The following is a 16,895-nucleotide window of genomic DNA, read 5'->3' as shown; positions in this document are numbered from 1 at the left end:
ATGCTACTGCTCACCTAAAATCGTGTTCAGCATACTCACCAGCTCTTTGCTGTCTATAGGCTTGGTAAGTACGGCATCTAGCCCTTTTTGCTGAAGCGCTTCAGCCTCGGTTATCACATCAGCGGTAAGAGCCACAACAGGAAGCGTTGGGTGAATAGCTTTTATTTGTTTTGTGGCCTCATCACCTTGAATGCCAGGTAAGTTCAAGTCCATCAACACCAAATCAACCGGGTTTGACTTCACGTATTCCACTCCCTCTTCGCCTGTGCTAACTAAGGCTACGGGGGTTCCCAGTTTTTCAAAGAGCGTTTCTATCACTATTTGGTTAATTTCGTGGTCTTCTACAACGAGAACATTCACGTCTTTATCAAAAACGGCTTGGGCCACGAAACTTTGAGGCTGGTCTTCAACAAATTGATTGGCACTTATTTCATCAGCGGGCAGAGTGATGCTTACTCTTGTGCCCTCATTCAATTTACTACTAACCTTAATACTGCCGTCCATTAGCTCAATCAGTCGTTTTGAAATGTTAAGGCCAAGTCCAGTCCCTTTTATCTGCTGCGCGTTGTCCATGCGCTCAAATGCAGTAAAGAGGCGCTTTTGGTCTTCGTCGCTCATTCCAATGCCTTCATCAATAACATTGAAAATGACTTTGTTGCTCTTGTACTTTACTTGCGCTCTTACTGCTTTTCCTTTGGGCGTAAACTTAATGGCATTAGATAAAATATTCAGCGCTACCTGTCCAAGTTTAGTGTCATCAAAAAACAGCGAGTCTGGTACAGATTCATAAATAACAGTGGTAAAGGTAATGTTGCTGTCCTGCGCTCGTATTTTGGTAAGTGAAAATAAGTGAGTGAAGAAGTCTTGCGTATTAACTGCCCTTGGCATTACCCGCATCTTACCCGCTTCAATTTGTTTTATATCTAATACCGAGTTAACAATCTCCAACAATCGCTCACCACTTTTTGTCACATGCGAAAGTGGTGTGGAGAAACTTGACGGCAGTGAGAGCCTTTTTGCTTCCGCTTCCAGTAGATGACTAAACGTATTAATGGCGTTTAGCGGTGTACGTATTTCGTGGCTTACATAAGATAAGAAGTCGGATTTAAATTGACTGGTGCGTTCAAGCTCTCTGTTTTTTCGTTTTAGTTCAAGATGTGCTACCACTGATTTACTCAGCGTTTGAAGCGAGGCTCGTTGTTCGTCAGTTAACTCTCGAGGCTTTTTATCAATGGCACACAAGGTACCGATGGCTTGGCCGGAAGGCGTTATCAAGGGTGCGCTTAAGCGTAAAAACGTATATCAGGTGCACCGGTCACCAATGGGTTGTCATGAAAACGGGGGTCTTCTTTGGCATTGGGGACTTCGAAAACTTCTCGTTGCAATATGGCATGCGAGCAAAATGCAATTTCGCGGGACGTTTCCTGCGCGTCTAACCCGACGCGAGACTTAAACCATTGCCTGTTTGGATCGACAAGACTAATAAGTGCAATGGGCGTTTCACATATCTGCGACGCTAAAGCGGTAAGGTCATCAAAAAGCTGCTCGGCCTCGGTATCGAGTACGTCATAGCTTAAAAGCTCAGCTAATCGTTCGTTTTCGTTTTCAGGAATGGGCGCAGATATCATGACGTCGTTTATTCTACCTTGAAGACAATAAAAAAGGGGGATGCTTACACAACCCCCTTTAACATTAACACACTGTATTTAAAGTGCGTAAGTATCTATAAACAATTGTTCAAGTTTTGCGTGGTCCACTTTTGTCGCCACTTTGATGGTGTTGGCTTCATTCCATAGCGGACTTGGCGTTGTTCCTTTAGGTGCAACGACAGTTTGTCCTCTATCAAGCGCGCCAGTACCAACGCGAACATGGCCCTCGGTAAGTTCGAATAACTCCGGGTGACGAAGGTGTGCAATAGGGAATGCATCATGGAAGAAGCAAACGCGGTCTTCACGGTTCTGCGAATAAAAATCCATATAGAACTGTGCGCTTTCTTGAACAAAACTGCCTAGTTTGGCATTTTTCTCGGCAAGCACATCAACGAACGTCGGCGCGAATGGTACGTCGTTTGTTACGTCCAGGCCAAACATGGTCAAATCCCAGTCTGCAGCAAATACAATTTCAGCGGCATTGGCATCATTCCAGATATTAGCTTCGGCAACAGGTGTCACGTTACCGCGAACAAACGCAGCGCCGCCCATTATGCTCACGCCTTTAACTAGCTTGGGCAATTCTGGTTCTAGACGAAGGGCCAACGCCAAGTTACCTAGTGGGCCAATAGCCACGATTGTAATCTCGCCAGGGTATTTACGCGCCATATCAACAATGAACTGCGCAGAGCTACGAGGATCTAGCTCAGTCTTTGGTGCTTCAGGCTTAATATGACCAAAGCCATAATCGCCATGCACAAAGTGCGCGTAGGTTGACTCTGGGCCTACCCATGGCATACCTACACCTTTCGTCACTGGGATATCTTTACCTAGCAAGTTCACACAGGGTTAATGCGTTTTGCGCCGCCATATCAACAGGAACATTACCAAATACTGTGGTAAGGCCAAGAACTTCGATATCTGGAGATTGAAAAGCGAAGAAAATCGCCATTGCGTCATCAATACCCGGATCTGTATCTAAAATGATTTTATGTGCCATCAATTTTTTCTCAAATTCGTTTTTGCTAGTTGGCGTGTTTCGCTAAGAAACGATCCACTTCTTTTTGCGTTGGTATACTTTGCGCTGCACCTTCGCGAGTTACTGCTATAGCAGATGCTGCACAACCGCGACGTAGCGCCTGCTTAGCATCAGTGTGGTTGCTGTATGCCGAAAGGAAGTAACCAATAAAGGTGTCGCCCGCGGCAGTGGTATCAACAGCGTCAACAGAGAATGCTTTAACCTCAACATCCTCGTTTTTGCGTAGCATCATTACGCCAGCTTTGCCCAATGTAATAATGACTTCGCAGTGTGACCATTGTGATTTGAACACGGCCACAATATCTTCAAGAGAGTCTTTATCTGTTATTGCAGCAGCTTCAGTTTCATTAACAATCAGTAAGTCAACGCATTCTAGCGGAAGCTGTTTTACCGATTCACTCATTGGTGCAGGGTTGAATGCAACCTTGAGTTGCTTTTCCTTTGCTTGGCGCAGTACTTCTTCGATGCTGCTGGTTTCGTTTTGCGTTAACACCCAGTCAGATGGTTTTGCATCGTCGAGCGCCTGCATTACGGTTTTTGCAGTGATCGTTTGGTTAGCACCGCCGAACAGTACAATGGCATTTTCGCCACTTGGCGTAACTTGAATAATAGCGTGACCAGAAGGCGTTTCTGAGCATTTTACACCGCGACAGTCTACGCCTTTCTTGATAAGGGCTTGCTTAAATGCGGCGTCGTTTTCGTGAATGCTGCCAACGTGGCGTACGTCAGCTCCAGCTTGCGCTAAAGCGATAGATTGGTTTGCACCCTTACCACCTAATAAAGTCTGGTAATGGGTTGAGGCCAGCGTTTCACCAGGTTGTACAAAATGTTCTACCTGATAAACGTGATCGATATTTATAGAGCCAAAATTTATTATTGCCATTTCTTCTTCCGTCGAAAGAGGGCGCTTCCCAGAATGCCGCTGTCCATGTTTCGCCCGTGAACCGAAAAGTTCAGGGCGGAAGCATCACAATTGCCGTAGGCTTCTCGATACGCGTCGAGCTTGCACAATAGCAGCTGTTTCAACTTCCTAGGTTTAAAGCATCGGCCAGGGACATGAATGAACTAGCAAACATCCCAGGAAACATTGTTGTTGTATTAAACGCAACAGGGTATATCAAACGGGCAGTTCAGTGAAGCGGATCACTTGGTGCACCAACTACTTATTTTTGCGTTGTTGATTATTACTGTTGAAAAGAACTATACATTTTCTTGACCAGTTGGTCAGCAATTATACACGCATATTTAATAAGCTCAATGTTCGCGCTTTCGCACAAGCATTAATGATTGCCTGTTGTGAGTGGAAATCCTTGTCTCTACAGGGTTTGAAAGCAGAACGCACAAATAAGAATTCGACATGTCAGCTTCAAACTAGAACAAGATCTTAGATTAAATAACGCTATGTTGCCAGTGCAGATAGGGGGAAATGACCAAATGAGCGCTCGTTTGCACAGTGAGTAATCAAAGTCTCTCGTTTAATACAAAACATTGTTCATTGTCTGTTCGTGTTGTTATCTGTGTCTAAGAGTACTCAAAGCAAAAGTAGGTTTTATATATTGAATTTTGCTAGTATTACTACCACAAATAAGAGATGGGCTTATCGCGACAGCAAAGAAAAATGCGCGTTGAGCTACGTCTTCTCAATACTGATTTATTTAAAGAGACTTCTTTGTGGAAAAACAGCTCGATTACGACAGCGTAAGTAACAAACTTTCTCAACATGGCATTATTGTAGATGGTGCTGAAGTTCACGGTATGCTGTGTGGCATGTTGTGTGGTGGCATGTCATTGACGGATCAAAAGTGGCTCGAAGCACTTAGTGAAACTATTAATCAAGGTGATGGTTTTTCCGATCAAACCTCGTATTTGCTCACTTCGCTATTCAATCAAACATGCCAACAATTACTAGAGCCAGAGTTTGCGTTGAACCTTCTTCTGCCTGACGACCAGGCGCCAATTAACGACAGAGGTACTGCGTTAATTAATTGGGTGCAAGGGTTTATGCTTGGCTTTGGGTTACACCAGCAAGATTTAATGCAGTGCTCTGAAGACGTTAAAGAAGCGCTAGAAGACTTTGCTGATATTGCGCGAATGGAAGAGCCGATGGATGCTGACGAAGAGTCAGAAAAGGCGCTATTTGAAGTTGTAGAATACGTAAAAATTTCTGCAATTTTGTGTTTCAGCGAACTGGGTCAGTCATTATTGGATGACCAACAAGACACGCCTTCGGTGCATTAGCACTAATCGGAATAGATACTCATCGACTTTTCACCAACGTTATCGGGATCGGTTTTATGATCAGTGCGCAAGAGTTCATTGCACGTCAAGATAGATTACTCGCTCAATGCCAGCCAAACAGTGTATGTATTATACCTGCCTCTACTCTGGTCACGCGTAGTCGAGATACAGAGTATCTTTTTAGGCAAGATAGTGACTTTTGGTATCTCACGGGCTTTGAAGAGCCCAATGCCTGGTTAATACTATCTAATCATCCTCGTTATGGTGAGCGTTATCGCGCTATGGTTGTGCAGGCAAAAGACCCACACGCCGAAATCTGGCACGGTAAGCGTCTGGGAGCAGAAGCGGCATTATCTCGCTTTAGTTTAGACGAAGCGTTTGAGCTTCAAGAATTAGAAGAGGCGCTTTTAGAGTCGATGCAGGGACAGCAAAATGTTTATTTTGCTATGGGTCACAGTGCCAGTCATGACAGGCTAATAAGTAAAGCGTTAACCACGCTGCGTGAAGCACCAAAAGAGTCGCTTGCACCATTAACCATAAGTGATCCACGTCCAATTTTACATGAAATGCGTTTGTTCAAGTCTGCATGCGAAGTCGCTATGATGAAGGCGGCGGGCGAGATTACCGCACGGGCTCACAAACGCGCCATGCAGTTTGCGAAACCTGGTGTTTATGAATATCAGCTGGAAGCCGAAATTCATCATGAGTTTGCTATGGCCGGAGCGCGTTCACCTAAGCATACAGCACTATTGTAGGCAGCGGAAACAACGCGTGTATTTTACATTACACGCAAAATGATGCGCAGGTAAACGACGGTGATTTGATCTTGATCGACGCAGGCGCAGAGTATCAAGGTTATGCTTCAGATATTACACGTACCTTTCCTGCCAATGGCGTTTTTACGCTGAAGCGCAGCGCGATATATATAGCCTAGTGCTGAAAGCGCAAACAAGCGTGCTAGATAAACTTATGCCAGGTATGTCATTGACCGAAGCAATGCAATATAGCGCTGAGGTGATCACTGAAGGTTTAGTGGCACTTGGAATTCTAGAAGGCAGTGTTGCTGAAAATCTAGAGCAGGAAACTTGGCGTCAATATTACATGCACGGCCTCGGACATTTTATCGGCTTAGATGTCCACGATGTGGGCAATTATAAAATTGATGGTGAGGACCGTCCCCTTAAACCGGGCATGGTAATTACTGTAGAACCCGGTATTTATATAAGCGAAGATAGCGACGCACCAGATGAGTACAAAGGTATTGGCGTTCGCATTGAAGACGATGTAGTGATCACAGCCACTGGTGTAGAGGTATTAACAGCAGATGTACCTAAAGATATAGATGAAGTCGAAGCGCTTATGGCACGCTAGTGCGCAAGGCGAAGCCAAACAACGAAACGTCAAAGTGAAAAAGGCGACAAACCAAAATAAAGTGAGTAGCAGGTAGTGAAATCGGTTGATGTTGTAGTTGTCGGAGGCGGTATTGTTGGTACCGTGTTAGCCAAAGGATTGTCGGAGCAAGTGGGGTTAAAAGTAACACTTGTCGACGCCGCAGACCCTAAAGACGTGGATACTCAGAAAGGTAATTTTAATCCTTTCACTGACACTCGAGTGATTGCGCTCGCCCGGCGAACGGTTAACGAATTAGCCCAGCTTGGTATTAATGTTGATAGCCTATCTAAGCAGCTTCACGGTGAAGCGCCACCGAATATCCACCATATTGAAGTGAGTGACAAAGGGCATATCGGCCTTGTTGATTTGTATTGTAATGACTATCACATTGACGCTTTTGGTCAGGTGGTTTCTCTTAGCGCGCTCACCCATTTAGCGGCAAATATGGGTAACCATTACGACACTATTGCCCCCGCGTCAGTGCACACGGTATCGCGCTTTCAACATCATACCGACGTTTTGCTTGAAAATGGCGAGGTACTTCAAACCAAATTACTGGTGCTTGCAGATGGTGGCCGTTCAGCGTTGGCTGATCAAGTTGGCATCACCAAAGATATAGTGACATATCAACAAACTGCAGTAGTGTTTAACGTACATACGCAGCTACCGCACAACAACAAAGCATATGAACGTTTCACAGAGTCTGGCCCGCTTGCATTTTTGCCTTTTGACAGCGAGATTAACGCAGTAAAAGCCACAGCAAATGGCTTCTCCGTCGTTTGGACGGTCAGCGCAGAAGACGCTGCCCACCTTCTGAGTTTGGGCGAAACTGAGTTTGCAGATAAACTGCAAGCGGCATTTGGATACAGGCAAGGCAAGATTTTACGCATAAGCCAAAAAGCCAGTTACCCTCTTGCACTAACTCGAGCTGATCAGGTTGCAGTGCATAGAAGCGTAGTCGTGGGGAATGCTGCTCAAGCTTTACACCCAATAGCAGGGCAGGGGTTTAATTTGGGGCTTCGAGACATTATTACCTTAGTTGATGTACTAAAAGACGCGAAACGCAGTGTTCAAGGCGCTCAAATTGATGCTGGTGCCTTTGCAATAACCAATGCGTATGCCGCTATGCGTCAGTCTGATAGAGATAAGACGATACGGCTGACTGACACATTGGTACGTACTTTCTCCAATGGCTATTTACCAACGGTGATTGGCCGCAATATGGCGTTGTTAACGCTTAACATGCTGCCCAATGCTAAAAAAGCGTTTGTTAGGCAAACGACCGGGTATGCTGAGTATAAAAAGCATTACCCTGATACGTCGCAAAATTCGAATGAGAGTAGAGAAAATAATGCAGCATGTTGATATTGCCATTGTAGGCGCAGGCATTGTAGGTCTTACATTAGCTGCCGCGCTGAAAAACAGTGAGTTACAAGTAGCCATTATTGATAAGAGTGAGTGTTATAAGGTGCTGGGCGATAAGCCCAGTGCGCGTGTAAGTGCCATTAATCAGGCTAATATTTCTGCTTTGCACAAACTAGACGTGTTGACGCATTTACAGCAAGACAGAACCTGTGCGTACACTGATATGCATGTATGGGACAAGGACAGTTTTGGCGATATTCATTTTTCTTGTAATGACATGGGAAGTGATGCACTAGGGACCATAATTGAAAATCAGGCGTTGGTTAATGCGCTGTCTCATGCAGTAACACAACAATCCAATGTGCATTTTGTAACAGCAGGAATTGAGCGAGTGTTAGCGGGTCCAAAGCAAACTATGGTGATGCTTGATAATAACGACGTGCTAAGCTGCAGTTTGTTGGTTGGCGCCGATGGTGCTAACTCTTATGTGCGTAAGCAAGCTGGCTTTCCTATTACGTTTAAAGACTACGAACATACCGCTATCGTCGCCAACATCAGAACAGAGCAACCTCACAATAATGTTGCTCGACAGGCATTTACGCCGACGGGGCCGTTGGCCTTACTGCCTATGGCAGACCCCCACGTATGTTCTATTGTCTGGTCTCAACAGCCAGAGGCCGCCGCAAGTTTATCTTCTTTGGACGACAATGCTTTTTGCAGCGCATTGAGCGCGGCGAGCAATTGTGTGCTTGGTATATTAACGCTTGAGACGCAGCGTACATCATTTCCTTTAACGATGCGTTATGCCCGCGAATGGGCGAAAGACGGCGTTGTGCTAGTAGGCGACGCCGCACACACTATTCACCCTCTTGCAGGGCAAGGCGCAAATTTAGGTATGCAAGATGCGATTGCTTTGGCGTCATCATTAATTGATTTAGCGTCAGATGGCAAAGACATTGGTTTACATAAACACCTTCGTGCCTACGAGCGCGCCCGTAAAACCCAAGCGATGAAAATGATTGCAGCAATGGATGGTTTTAAATTTCTATTTGATGGCGATGACCCGATTAAAAAGCTAATACGCGGAGTAGGGTTAAGCGCAACCAACAAGCTTGATGCTGTGAAAAATGCGTTTGTGAGCCATGCTATGGGAATGTGACGCAGATTCTTTAGGATTCACATTGAGATAGAAATAGGTAAAGGATACTCTTGGGTATCCTTTTCTTTTTTATCCATATTTATGTTTAACATCGTTTTTAAAAAAACACTTGGGCTAACGCGACGCCCAGCGCCGAATCGCGGCGCTTTATTTTGTTTCGTGACATTCTTTTGTGCAGGCTTGCATGCCGCTGAATCTGACAAAAAAGAAAACCAAGTGGCCCCCTACGACACATCGTCAGTAATGGCATACAGCTTAGATTTATACAGAGCCCACGCCAAGGTATTAGCAAGCGACGCCTTTGAAGGACGAGGTCCTTTGTCTAAGGGTGAAGAAAAAACGGTCGCTTACCTTATTGATACCTACAAGCAGCTTGGCTTACAGCCAGCGTTTGGAGACAGCTACACACAGGCTGTCCCTATGGCTAAGATTACCCCCACAAAAATGTCGGCGCTTAAAATAGGTGGTAAAGCGCTTAAAGCGGGCAGCGAGTTTACTGCGCGAACTCAGCGTGTTGTTAATGATTACAGCCTTACCAATAGCGATGTAGTCTTTGTGGGCTATGGTATTAATGCGCCTGAGTACGATTGGAACGACTATTCAGGGTTAGATGTAAAAGGTAAGACGGTTGTGATGTTAGTTAACGACCCGGGCTTTGCCTCTAAAGATCCTGACTTGTTCCAGGGCAACGCCATGACCTACTACGGGCGTTGGACCTACAAATATGAAGAGGCTGCACGGCAGGGCGCAGAAGCGGTCTTCATTATTCATGAAACAATGCCAGCAGGCTATGGTTGGGGGGTCGTTGAAAATTCAAACTCAAATACCAAGTTCGCGCTTGTCGACGACAATAACAATGCGTCGCAGGTGGGGGTTATGGGGTGGCTACATTTAAACGCCGCGCGAGCATTGCTTGAAAGCGCAGGTCTAAATTATGCTGACTTAAAAGCACAAGCGTCTAAACCAGGTTTTACGCCCATCAAACTCAACACCACCGCATCGCTTAGCTTTACCAACCAAATTGCCCATGCTGAATCGCAAAATGTAGCGGGTATTCTTCCCGGCAGCGAAACGCCAGACGAGTGGGTTATGTTGCATGCCCATTGGGATCATTTGGGTAAAGTTGAAAAAGATGGTGTGACCACGATTTACAATGGCGCGGTAGATAATGCATCTGGCGTTGCTAAGCGTGCTAACGATAGCAGACAGCTTTGTTGCGCGGCACAAGTATGTTAAAGCAAAACGCACATTGATGTTTAGTGCCTTTACCGCTGAAGAAACAGGGCTGTTAGGCGCCGATTACTTTGCAAACAACCCGCCCATTCCAACGGCTAATATGGTTGCTTTTCTTAATATAGATGGCATGAACGTAAACGATGGCGTGGATTATATTTTGCAGTATGGAGAAGGCTATCTATCCATTGAAGACGATTTACACGCAGCAGCAATGGCGCAAGGGCGAACTGTTAAAATGGACCCTCGTCCACAAAATGGATTGTTTTTTCGTTCCGATCATTTTGCACTCGCCAAGCAAGGCGTACCGTCGATACTGTTCATGAGTTTAGGTGACACCGACCCTAGCTTTATCGCAAAGCGCTACCACAAAGCGGATGATGATTACTTACCCTCCTGGACACTCGGCGGTGTAGCACAAGACATGGCCTTAATAAGCTCAATGATGATTAAATATGCTAACAGCAATGAGTGGCCGTATTGGAAACGTGAATCGGACTTTAAAACCAAGCGGGAAAAGGCTTTAAAGCAAGCTCAGCGTGTGACGACAGCGGTGAAGTAATGGCATGGGTGTGGTTTACATTGGGCGCCGTTGTTTTGCAAACGGTGCGCAATGCCTTGCAAAGCAAGCTCAGTGGTCATGTAAATACTTCAGGCGTCACACTATCTCGCTTTTTATTGGCGCCTCCTATCGCGCTGGGTTATTTGTTTTTACTAAACACTTCTTCACCTCAGCCGCTACCCCACTTTTCAATCTCTTTTTTAGGTGTTGTGCTTTGCGCATCATTGTTCCAAATAGCCGCCACGTCATTAATGGTGGTGCTGTTTAAACAAAAGAACTTCGCCATTGGAGCTGGCCTTGCGAAAAGCGAAGCTTTGGTTGCGGGTGTGGTTGGCATGCTGTTTTTTGGCAGCTATTTAACCTTGTTGGGATGGGCGGGTATTGTCATCGGTGGTGTTGCTGTTTTTGTATTAAGCAGTGGCACAGGGCTTAAAGGAATAAGCACCAAAACCATGTTTATTGGTTTGTTGTGCGGCACCTGCTTTGCGTTAACGTCATTATTGGTTCGCGAGGCCAGTCACATGCTCGACATGCCTTTTGTACACGCGGCAGCTTGGGTATTGCTGTGGGTTTTGTGCATTCAAGCGCTAAGCTTAAGTGCATTTATTAGTTCAAGAAAACCCTTTGTCTTTAAACAGCTATGGCAAGCTAAAACGTCGGTGCTCGCAATCAGCACGGTAAGCTGTTTGGGGTCGATATGTTGGTTTACTGCTATGGCACTTCAGCATGTAGCATTAGTGAAAACGTTAGGGCAGCTTGAAGTATTGCTTACGCTTTTACTGTCACACTTTTGGTTGAAAAATGCAGTAACAAGAAGAGAAGTTGCGGGGCTTCTGTTGATTGGTGTCGCAGCTATTATGGTAATGTGGGCATAGAGCAAACGTAAAGATGCTACTGCATTACGACAGAAACAAGAAAAGATAAAACAAAATAGAGGGAATGGTGGGATGGATAAACGACACTTTTTAAAGCTTGCAGGGGCCGCGACAGCGTTAATGCCGATGGCTGCAATGGCACGTACAAGCAATGTAGATACAACAACACAACCTGATTTCAATTCCTTAAACAATATTATCGGCGATAGTGCGCCCATAACGGTAGAAGAGAGACGTGCTCGCATAGAAAAAGCACAAGCGTTAATGAAAGCGCATAATATTGCAGCCATTCTCGTTGAGCCTGGTGCAGCAATGGACTACTTCTCCGGCATTCAATGGTGGCGAAGCGAGCGGCTGACCGCATTAGTGATACCGCAGAAGGGTGAAATAGCAGTAGTCACGCCATTTTTCGAAAAGCCAAGTGTAATGGAGTCGCTAAAAGTGGGTGACGATGTACGCGTCTGGCAGGAACACGAGAGTCCTTTTGATGTTGTTGCAGATATTTTAAAATCTCGTGGAATTACATCAGGCAATATTGGTTTTGAAAGCAGCGTGCGTTATTTCGTTGTAACTGGTATATCCAACGCCATGCCTGCTATGAATATCGTGCCCGCCGAGCCCATTACACTCGGTTGTAGAATGTATAAAACGGCATCAGAGCTAGCGCTAATGCACAAGGCTAACGAAGTCACGCTTCGAGCGTATGCTTTTGTTTTCAATAACCTGAAAATAGGCATGAGCCAACAAGATGTTAAGTCGCTTATGAATACAGCACAGCAAAAGCTGGGGGGACCAAAACTTGGTGCCTTGCCCTGTTTAATGATGCCAGTGCTTATCCTCATGGCACCAATGCAAAACAAGTTATCAAAGAAGGGTCGGTTGTTTTACTTGATAGTGGCTGTAGCGTTCACGGGTACCAAAGTGATATCAGTCGAACCTTAGTATTCGGAAAAGCCTCGCAGAAAGTAGAAGATGTATGGAATACAGTACGTGAAGGGCAAAACGTGGCGTTTGCAGCGGCAAAAGTCGGAGAGCCAGCCGGCAGTGTCGATGATGCTGTACGTGCGTATTATGCTAGTAAGGGGTATGACAAAGATTACGCGCTTCCGGGTCTTAGCCATAGAACGGGTCACGGTATTGGTATGGAAGGGCATGAAAGCGTTAACTTTGTTAGAGGGGAGTCTACGCCTTTGAATAAAGGAATGTGCTTTTCAAACGAACCAGGGATCTATATTCCAGGGAAATTCGGTGTGCGCTTAGAAGATTGCTTATATATGACAAATAGCGGCCCCGCCTACTTTACGGAGCCTCCTGAAAGCTTAACGAAACCTTTAGGTAAATTGGCTGCGTTTCCAGCATAACTTTCTGCACACAAAGATGCTAAGCGTTGTCTGCTACTAAGCTGAGCCATCTGGTTGAATCAAAAAAGGCTGTACCCAGTACAGCCTTTTTAATGATTTTCTGAGCGGACATACAATGATGAATCCGCTAATGATTTTGCACATCACCCTGATGCTCTGCATCGTTTTGCTGACGCACAAACAAAGGTTGTTTCTCTAGACGTTCTATACGTTTCTTTTCTTCCTTGAAAAAGTACATTAACGCAAGAACGACAACAACGGTAAATACCAACGTCACTATCATCTCAGTTCTCCACGTACGCTTTTTCAGAGTTGCTATGTCAAAAGTAAGCAACGTACTTTTTCCACGAAAAAGATAACAAAAAGTGACTTGGTATTTGGTTACGTCTTTTTAACCTTGGTTTTGCTAACTAGCATTGGTTGTTAGACGCATCTTAAAAAACTCAGCAAGCGTTTTGCTGATCACAGGGTGTTGTGTATCTTGGTTGAATAGGCAAATATTCACCTTACCCAGCTTTGGTAAATGGGGGTGGTTAAGCGCGGTTAAATGTGACGGAAGACTTGATTTTGCCAACGCTGTTACGCCAAGCCCTTGCTGAATAGCGGCTACCAGACCACCTAAATCTGCATTGGTGTAAGTTATTTTCCATGCAAAGGTTTGCTGTTTGAGCTGTTCAATAACACGGCTGCGATACATACAGCCATCAGGTGCCAGCACTAGCGAGATAGTATTGCCTACAAGAGGGTGAGCGTTATCACCAACCCATACCACGTCATCCTCTAGCACCACTTCACCCTCGGTGTCTTCATCTGGGTTAACTAACGCCAAAATTAAATCGTAATGATCACGCTGGCTCGGATTAAGCAAATCTCGACTGAGTGCTGATGTAACTTCAAGAGAAACATCTGGGTAACGCTTCGAGAACTCACCAATGAGACCGGGTAGCAAAGTCGATGCAAATTCATTCGGAATTCCCAAACGCAACCTAGCCGCTAAGTGGTGTAGGCGTTAAACTGCGGAATATGTTGTCGTTTAGCTCTAGAAGTTCTTTCGCTTTGGGATAAAGCCAATTGCCGTCAGCACTTGGCAAATGGCGCTGACCCACTTTCGTGAACAGTTTTCTGTCTAACTGAGATTCAAGTTTCTTAATTTGTAAACTAATAGCAGGCTGCGAACGCCCTAAAAAGTCGCCCGCTTTGGCGTAACCACCAAGTTCAATTACGCTGACGAAAGTACGTAGGGTATCTAACGATAGCTGCTTCATATTGATTAGTCTTTTTAATGTGTGGGCTTGTAATTATTATATTTGTAAATGTATTGGTGTAAACATGATTGTGCTTAGTCATGCTCGGCGTTTTACATTACTTTGAGTAACGATTCATTGGGCACTTGTTAGGGAGTGACTAAAACACCGTTTACCGACTTTGCCATCGCCTTTATAGCGTTGATGTTTTTAGCTACTTCACGTCCATAATTAGGCTCGCCTTTTGATGAAAAACGTTGCATGCTTAAGCAAAAATGCAGTACCAGGATGGGCGCAAATACACGAGTTTATTGTCGACATCATTAAGTGCTTGTTCGAAGTTAGCGCCTTTGTCCCATGCCTCTAGCAAATAGGAGAGGGTGTCAGGCACAACCAGATCAGACTGGCAGGCTTTCCAATACGGGGTGTCAGTGCGGGTGGTCAAATAATAGTGCGCCGCAATATAGTCGCGAATACCATCAAACATACGGTTCATTTCGTTATTGTAGTGCGACATGCGATGTGCGCTTTCACTTTGCCAGCAGTCAACAAAATGGTGCAAAGCATATTGCACAAGCATAAGGGCCGTTGCCTCTAGCGGTTCAATAAAGCCTTGAGACAATCCAATACATAAGCAGTTGCCTTGCCAGTGCTCGCTAAGTCTTCCCACTTGCATGCTTAAATGACGCGCCTCTTGTTGCGCATTTATGTCATCTGGCGCAAGCTGTTGTCGCAGCTCATCTTCAGCCTGCTCAGCACTGCAAAACGCACTACTATATACATAGCCATTGTTTAGGTACGATTTGTCAGGGGAATATGCCATTGCCAACCGTGTTTTAATGCAATAGAACGGGTTTGAAGTGCCTTGGTTGGCTGTGCTACGGCAACACTTGGAATAGCCACAGCAGCATCGTTAAACAAGGTATCGGCGTAACTTGTGAATGTGCGTGCAAGCGCTTGCTTACCTAAAAGGCCTCTAAAACCAGAACAATCTACGAAAAGTTCGGCTTTAAGTACTTCACCATCATGTAACACGATGTGGTCAATATTTTGCCCGTTTGCTGCTATGTCTTGAACGGTTCCAATTTTATGACAAACTCCTTTTTGCTTGGCGTAGTGCTTTAAGAAGTCACCCAATAAACCCGCATCAAAGTGATAGGCGTAATCAAGATTAGCCGACGATGATACGGCTTGCGGCGATATACCTTCATTAACCATATGGGCAGCGGTAAAATAGTGTGAAGGATTAACGTCCTCTGCATACCCATGGCGCCGTTTGTTAACTGCGCTGAAATACATATCCGCAGTAGGCATATCAAGCGCGGAAAAAAACGGGTGAAAATAGCTATCGCCTGCAGATGTCCATTTTTCGAAGCTTATTCCCATTTTATAGGTGGCATTGCAGTGCTGCATCCACGCATCTTCAGTTACACCAAGATAGTCAAAGAAGTAACGTAAATAAGGGGTAGAGCCTTCGCCCACACCTACTGTGCTGATATCGGCAGACTCAAGAAGCGTTATTTGCGGCGCAGGCGCTTTCACATTGGTTTGGCTTAACTCGATTGCGCGGGCTAAGTAACATGCACTCATCCAATAAGCCGTGCCGCCTCCTACAATAACAATGTCTTGAGGTAATGCTTTCATCAGGCTTTCTCTGTTGACGCTCGTACCACTAATTCGGGCACAAAAGTATGGTTTAAATTATCAGCCGTTGACTTAGTCTTTCTGGCGCGTAAAAACTGAATAAGCGATGCCGCCGCATGTTGGGCTATCTCGTTAGTGGGCTGAGATGCCGTGGTTAGCGGTGGAAAGGTTTGGCGTGAAAAGGGGCTGTTCTCAAAACCCGCAATGGCTAAATCAGAAGGAACATCCACCCCTTTCATACGCGCACCAAATAGAGTTCCCGCGGCAATCTCATCGTTACAGGCAAACACGGCAGAAGGGTGAGGCGACATACCCAGTATGGTTTCGGCACTTTTAACCCCTGTCTCAAACGAGTACGTGCCTTTTATAATTAACGACTCGTCTAGCTCAATGTTGGCTTCTTTAAGGGCAGCTTTGTAGCCATTTAGACGCTCGGTTGTCGATTTGTGAATTTCTTCACCTAAGCAATAAAAGCGATATGTTTGTGGCCTTGCAAAATTAAGTGCCGAGTAATGTCATACGCAGCCTTAAAGTCGTTTACCAGCACATAGGGAAGGTCGGAGCTCAATGTACCGTCGCCCGATAAAATACGCACATAGCTAATGTTGTTAGCATCTAATTCGCTGAGAACCGCAGGCATTTCAGATAATGGCGGTGACAAGATAAGTCCGGCCAGCTGCGCGGTATCTACCATGTCGACTAGCTCTTTTGCAATATTGCTAGAGCTGGCGTCGCAGGGGTGAATCAAGAGCTCGAAATTATTCTTTCTGCACACATCCAATATGCCTTTTTGCATATCGATGATGTAGTAGGCGTTAGGGTTATCGTAGACATACCCTAATACTGACGCGCCTTTACTGGCGAGATCGCGGGCGGCTTTGTTGGGGGTGTATTTCAAGGCGGCAATGGCATCTTCCACGCGCTTTAACGTATCAGGTTTAACCGTGCCTTCTTTATTGATGACCCGTGATACGGTCTTAATAGACACGCCCGCCATGTCGGCAACACTTTTGATGGTAGCAGCCAAATTCATTCTCACTTCAAAAAATTGGTTTAATTTTCAACAATTAAGAATTAATTATTATCTTTTTGTTAAAAAAATATTTGCAGCTTTACAATCTGTCATGTAACTTA

The 16,895-nt window shown here is 45.2% G+C and carries 10 protein-coding genes, 1 other RNA gene and 6 pseudogenes; 7 read left to right on the top strand and 10 right to left on the bottom strand.

Annotated features, from left to right (window positions below):
* Window positions 1-3 precede the first annotated feature (3 nt).
* From V6N89_RS16150 to ssrS, 5 genes and pseudogenes are all read right to left on the bottom strand, one after another.
* Window positions 4-1,275 carry an ATP-binding protein gene (locus tag V6N89_RS16150; RefSeq protein ID WP_338518494.1) on the bottom strand — a complete coding sequence of 424 codons (1,272 nt, stop codon included), beginning with the start codon at window positions 1,273-1,275 and terminating at the stop codon, window positions 4-6.
* Window positions 1,276-1,283: 8 nt separating this feature from the next.
* Window positions 1,284-1,628: a GAF domain-containing protein gene (locus V6N89_RS16145; protein ID WP_346992954.1), complete on the bottom strand. Its 345-nt coding sequence runs from the start codon at window positions 1,626-1,628 to the stop codon at window positions 1,284-1,286.
* A gap of 78 nt (window positions 1,629-1,706) precedes the next feature.
* Window positions 1,707-2,649 (bottom strand): annotated as a pseudogene (locus tag V6N89_RS16140) (nucleoside hydrolase).
* Between the two features lie 25 nt (window positions 2,650-2,674).
* Complete coding sequence (locus tag V6N89_RS16135; protein WP_338518492.1) at window positions 2,675-3,571, bottom strand: ribokinase; 897 nt, start codon at window positions 3,569-3,571, stop codon at window positions 2,675-2,677.
* 21 nt (window positions 3,572-3,592) lie between these two features.
* A non-coding RNA gene (gene ssrS / locus V6N89_RS16130) (6S RNA) lies at window positions 3,593-3,775 on the bottom strand.
* A gap of 584 nt (window positions 3,776-4,359) precedes the next feature.
* On the opposite strand from ssrS, the gene V6N89_RS16125 reads away from it, so the two are divergent.
* From V6N89_RS16125 to V6N89_RS16095, 7 genes and pseudogenes are all read left to right on the top strand, one after another.
* Window positions 4,360-4,926, top strand: a complete 567-nt coding sequence (locus tag V6N89_RS16125) for a UPF0149 family protein (RefSeq protein ID WP_338518491.1) — start codon at window positions 4,360-4,362, stop codon at window positions 4,924-4,926.
* 56 nt (window positions 4,927-4,982) lie between these two features.
* Window positions 4,983-6,297: pseudogene (gene pepP / locus V6N89_RS16120) on the top strand (Xaa-Pro aminopeptidase).
* A 75-nt stretch (window positions 6,298-6,372) separates the two neighbouring features.
* Window positions 6,373-7,683, top strand: coding sequence for a 2-octaprenyl-6-methoxyphenyl hydroxylase (gene ubiH, locus V6N89_RS16115; protein ID WP_338518490.1), 1,311 nt, complete (start codon window positions 6,373-6,375; stop codon window positions 7,681-7,683).
* Window positions 7,670-8,842, top strand: coding sequence for an FAD-dependent monooxygenase (locus V6N89_RS16110; protein ID WP_338518489.1), 1,173 nt, complete (start codon window positions 7,670-7,672; stop codon window positions 8,840-8,842). The genes ubiH and V6N89_RS16110 overlap by 14 nt, the downstream gene beginning before the upstream one ends.
* Window positions 8,843-9,085: 243 nt before the next feature.
* Window positions 9,086-10,637, top strand: a pseudogene (locus V6N89_RS16105) (M28 family metallopeptidase).
* Window positions 10,637-11,512: an EamA family transporter gene (locus V6N89_RS16100; RefSeq protein WP_338518488.1), complete on the top strand. Its 876-nt coding sequence runs from the start codon at window positions 10,637-10,639 to the stop codon at window positions 11,510-11,512. Before V6N89_RS16105 ends, V6N89_RS16100 begins: the two are co-directional and overlap by 1 nt.
* A 72-nt stretch (window positions 11,513-11,584) precedes the next feature.
* Window positions 11,585-12,873: pseudogene (locus V6N89_RS16095) on the top strand (M24 family metallopeptidase).
* Between the two features lie 127 nt (window positions 12,874-13,000).
* Here the strand turns inward: V6N89_RS16095 and V6N89_RS16090 are convergent.
* The 5 genes and pseudogenes from V6N89_RS16090 to V6N89_RS16070 form a co-directional block, all read right to left on the bottom strand.
* Window positions 13,001-13,156, bottom strand: coding sequence for a hypothetical protein (locus V6N89_RS16090; RefSeq protein WP_338518487.1), 156 nt, complete (start codon window positions 13,154-13,156; stop codon window positions 13,001-13,003).
* Between the two features lie 123 nt (window positions 13,157-13,279).
* A pseudogene (locus V6N89_RS16085) lies at window positions 13,280-14,138 on the bottom strand (LysR family transcriptional regulator).
* Between the two features lie 244 nt (window positions 14,139-14,382).
* The gene (locus V6N89_RS16080) at window positions 14,383-14,940 is read right to left on the bottom strand and encodes a tryptophan 7-halogenase (RefSeq protein WP_346992953.1); all 558 of its coding nucleotides are present in this window, start codon (window positions 14,938-14,940) and stop codon (window positions 14,383-14,385) included.
* Window positions 14,910-15,761 (bottom strand): tryptophan 7-halogenase, encoded by an 852-nt coding sequence (locus V6N89_RS16075; protein ID WP_346992952.1) that lies wholly within the window; start codon window positions 15,759-15,761, stop codon window positions 14,910-14,912. Before V6N89_RS16075 ends, V6N89_RS16080 begins: the two co-directional genes overlap by 31 nt.
* Window positions 15,761-16,788 (bottom strand): annotated as a pseudogene (locus tag V6N89_RS16070) (LacI family DNA-binding transcriptional regulator). The gene V6N89_RS16075 and the pseudogene V6N89_RS16070 overlap by 1 nt, the downstream one beginning before the upstream one ends.
* Window positions 16,789-16,895: the final 107 nt, after the last annotated feature.

It is taken from the genome of Alteromonas gracilis (genome assembly GCF_036870955.2).
GTDB lineage: Bacteria > Pseudomonadota > Gammaproteobacteria > Enterobacterales > Alteromonadaceae > Alteromonas > Alteromonas gracilis_A.
This window is presented reverse-complemented; position numbering and strand designations above follow the sequence as displayed.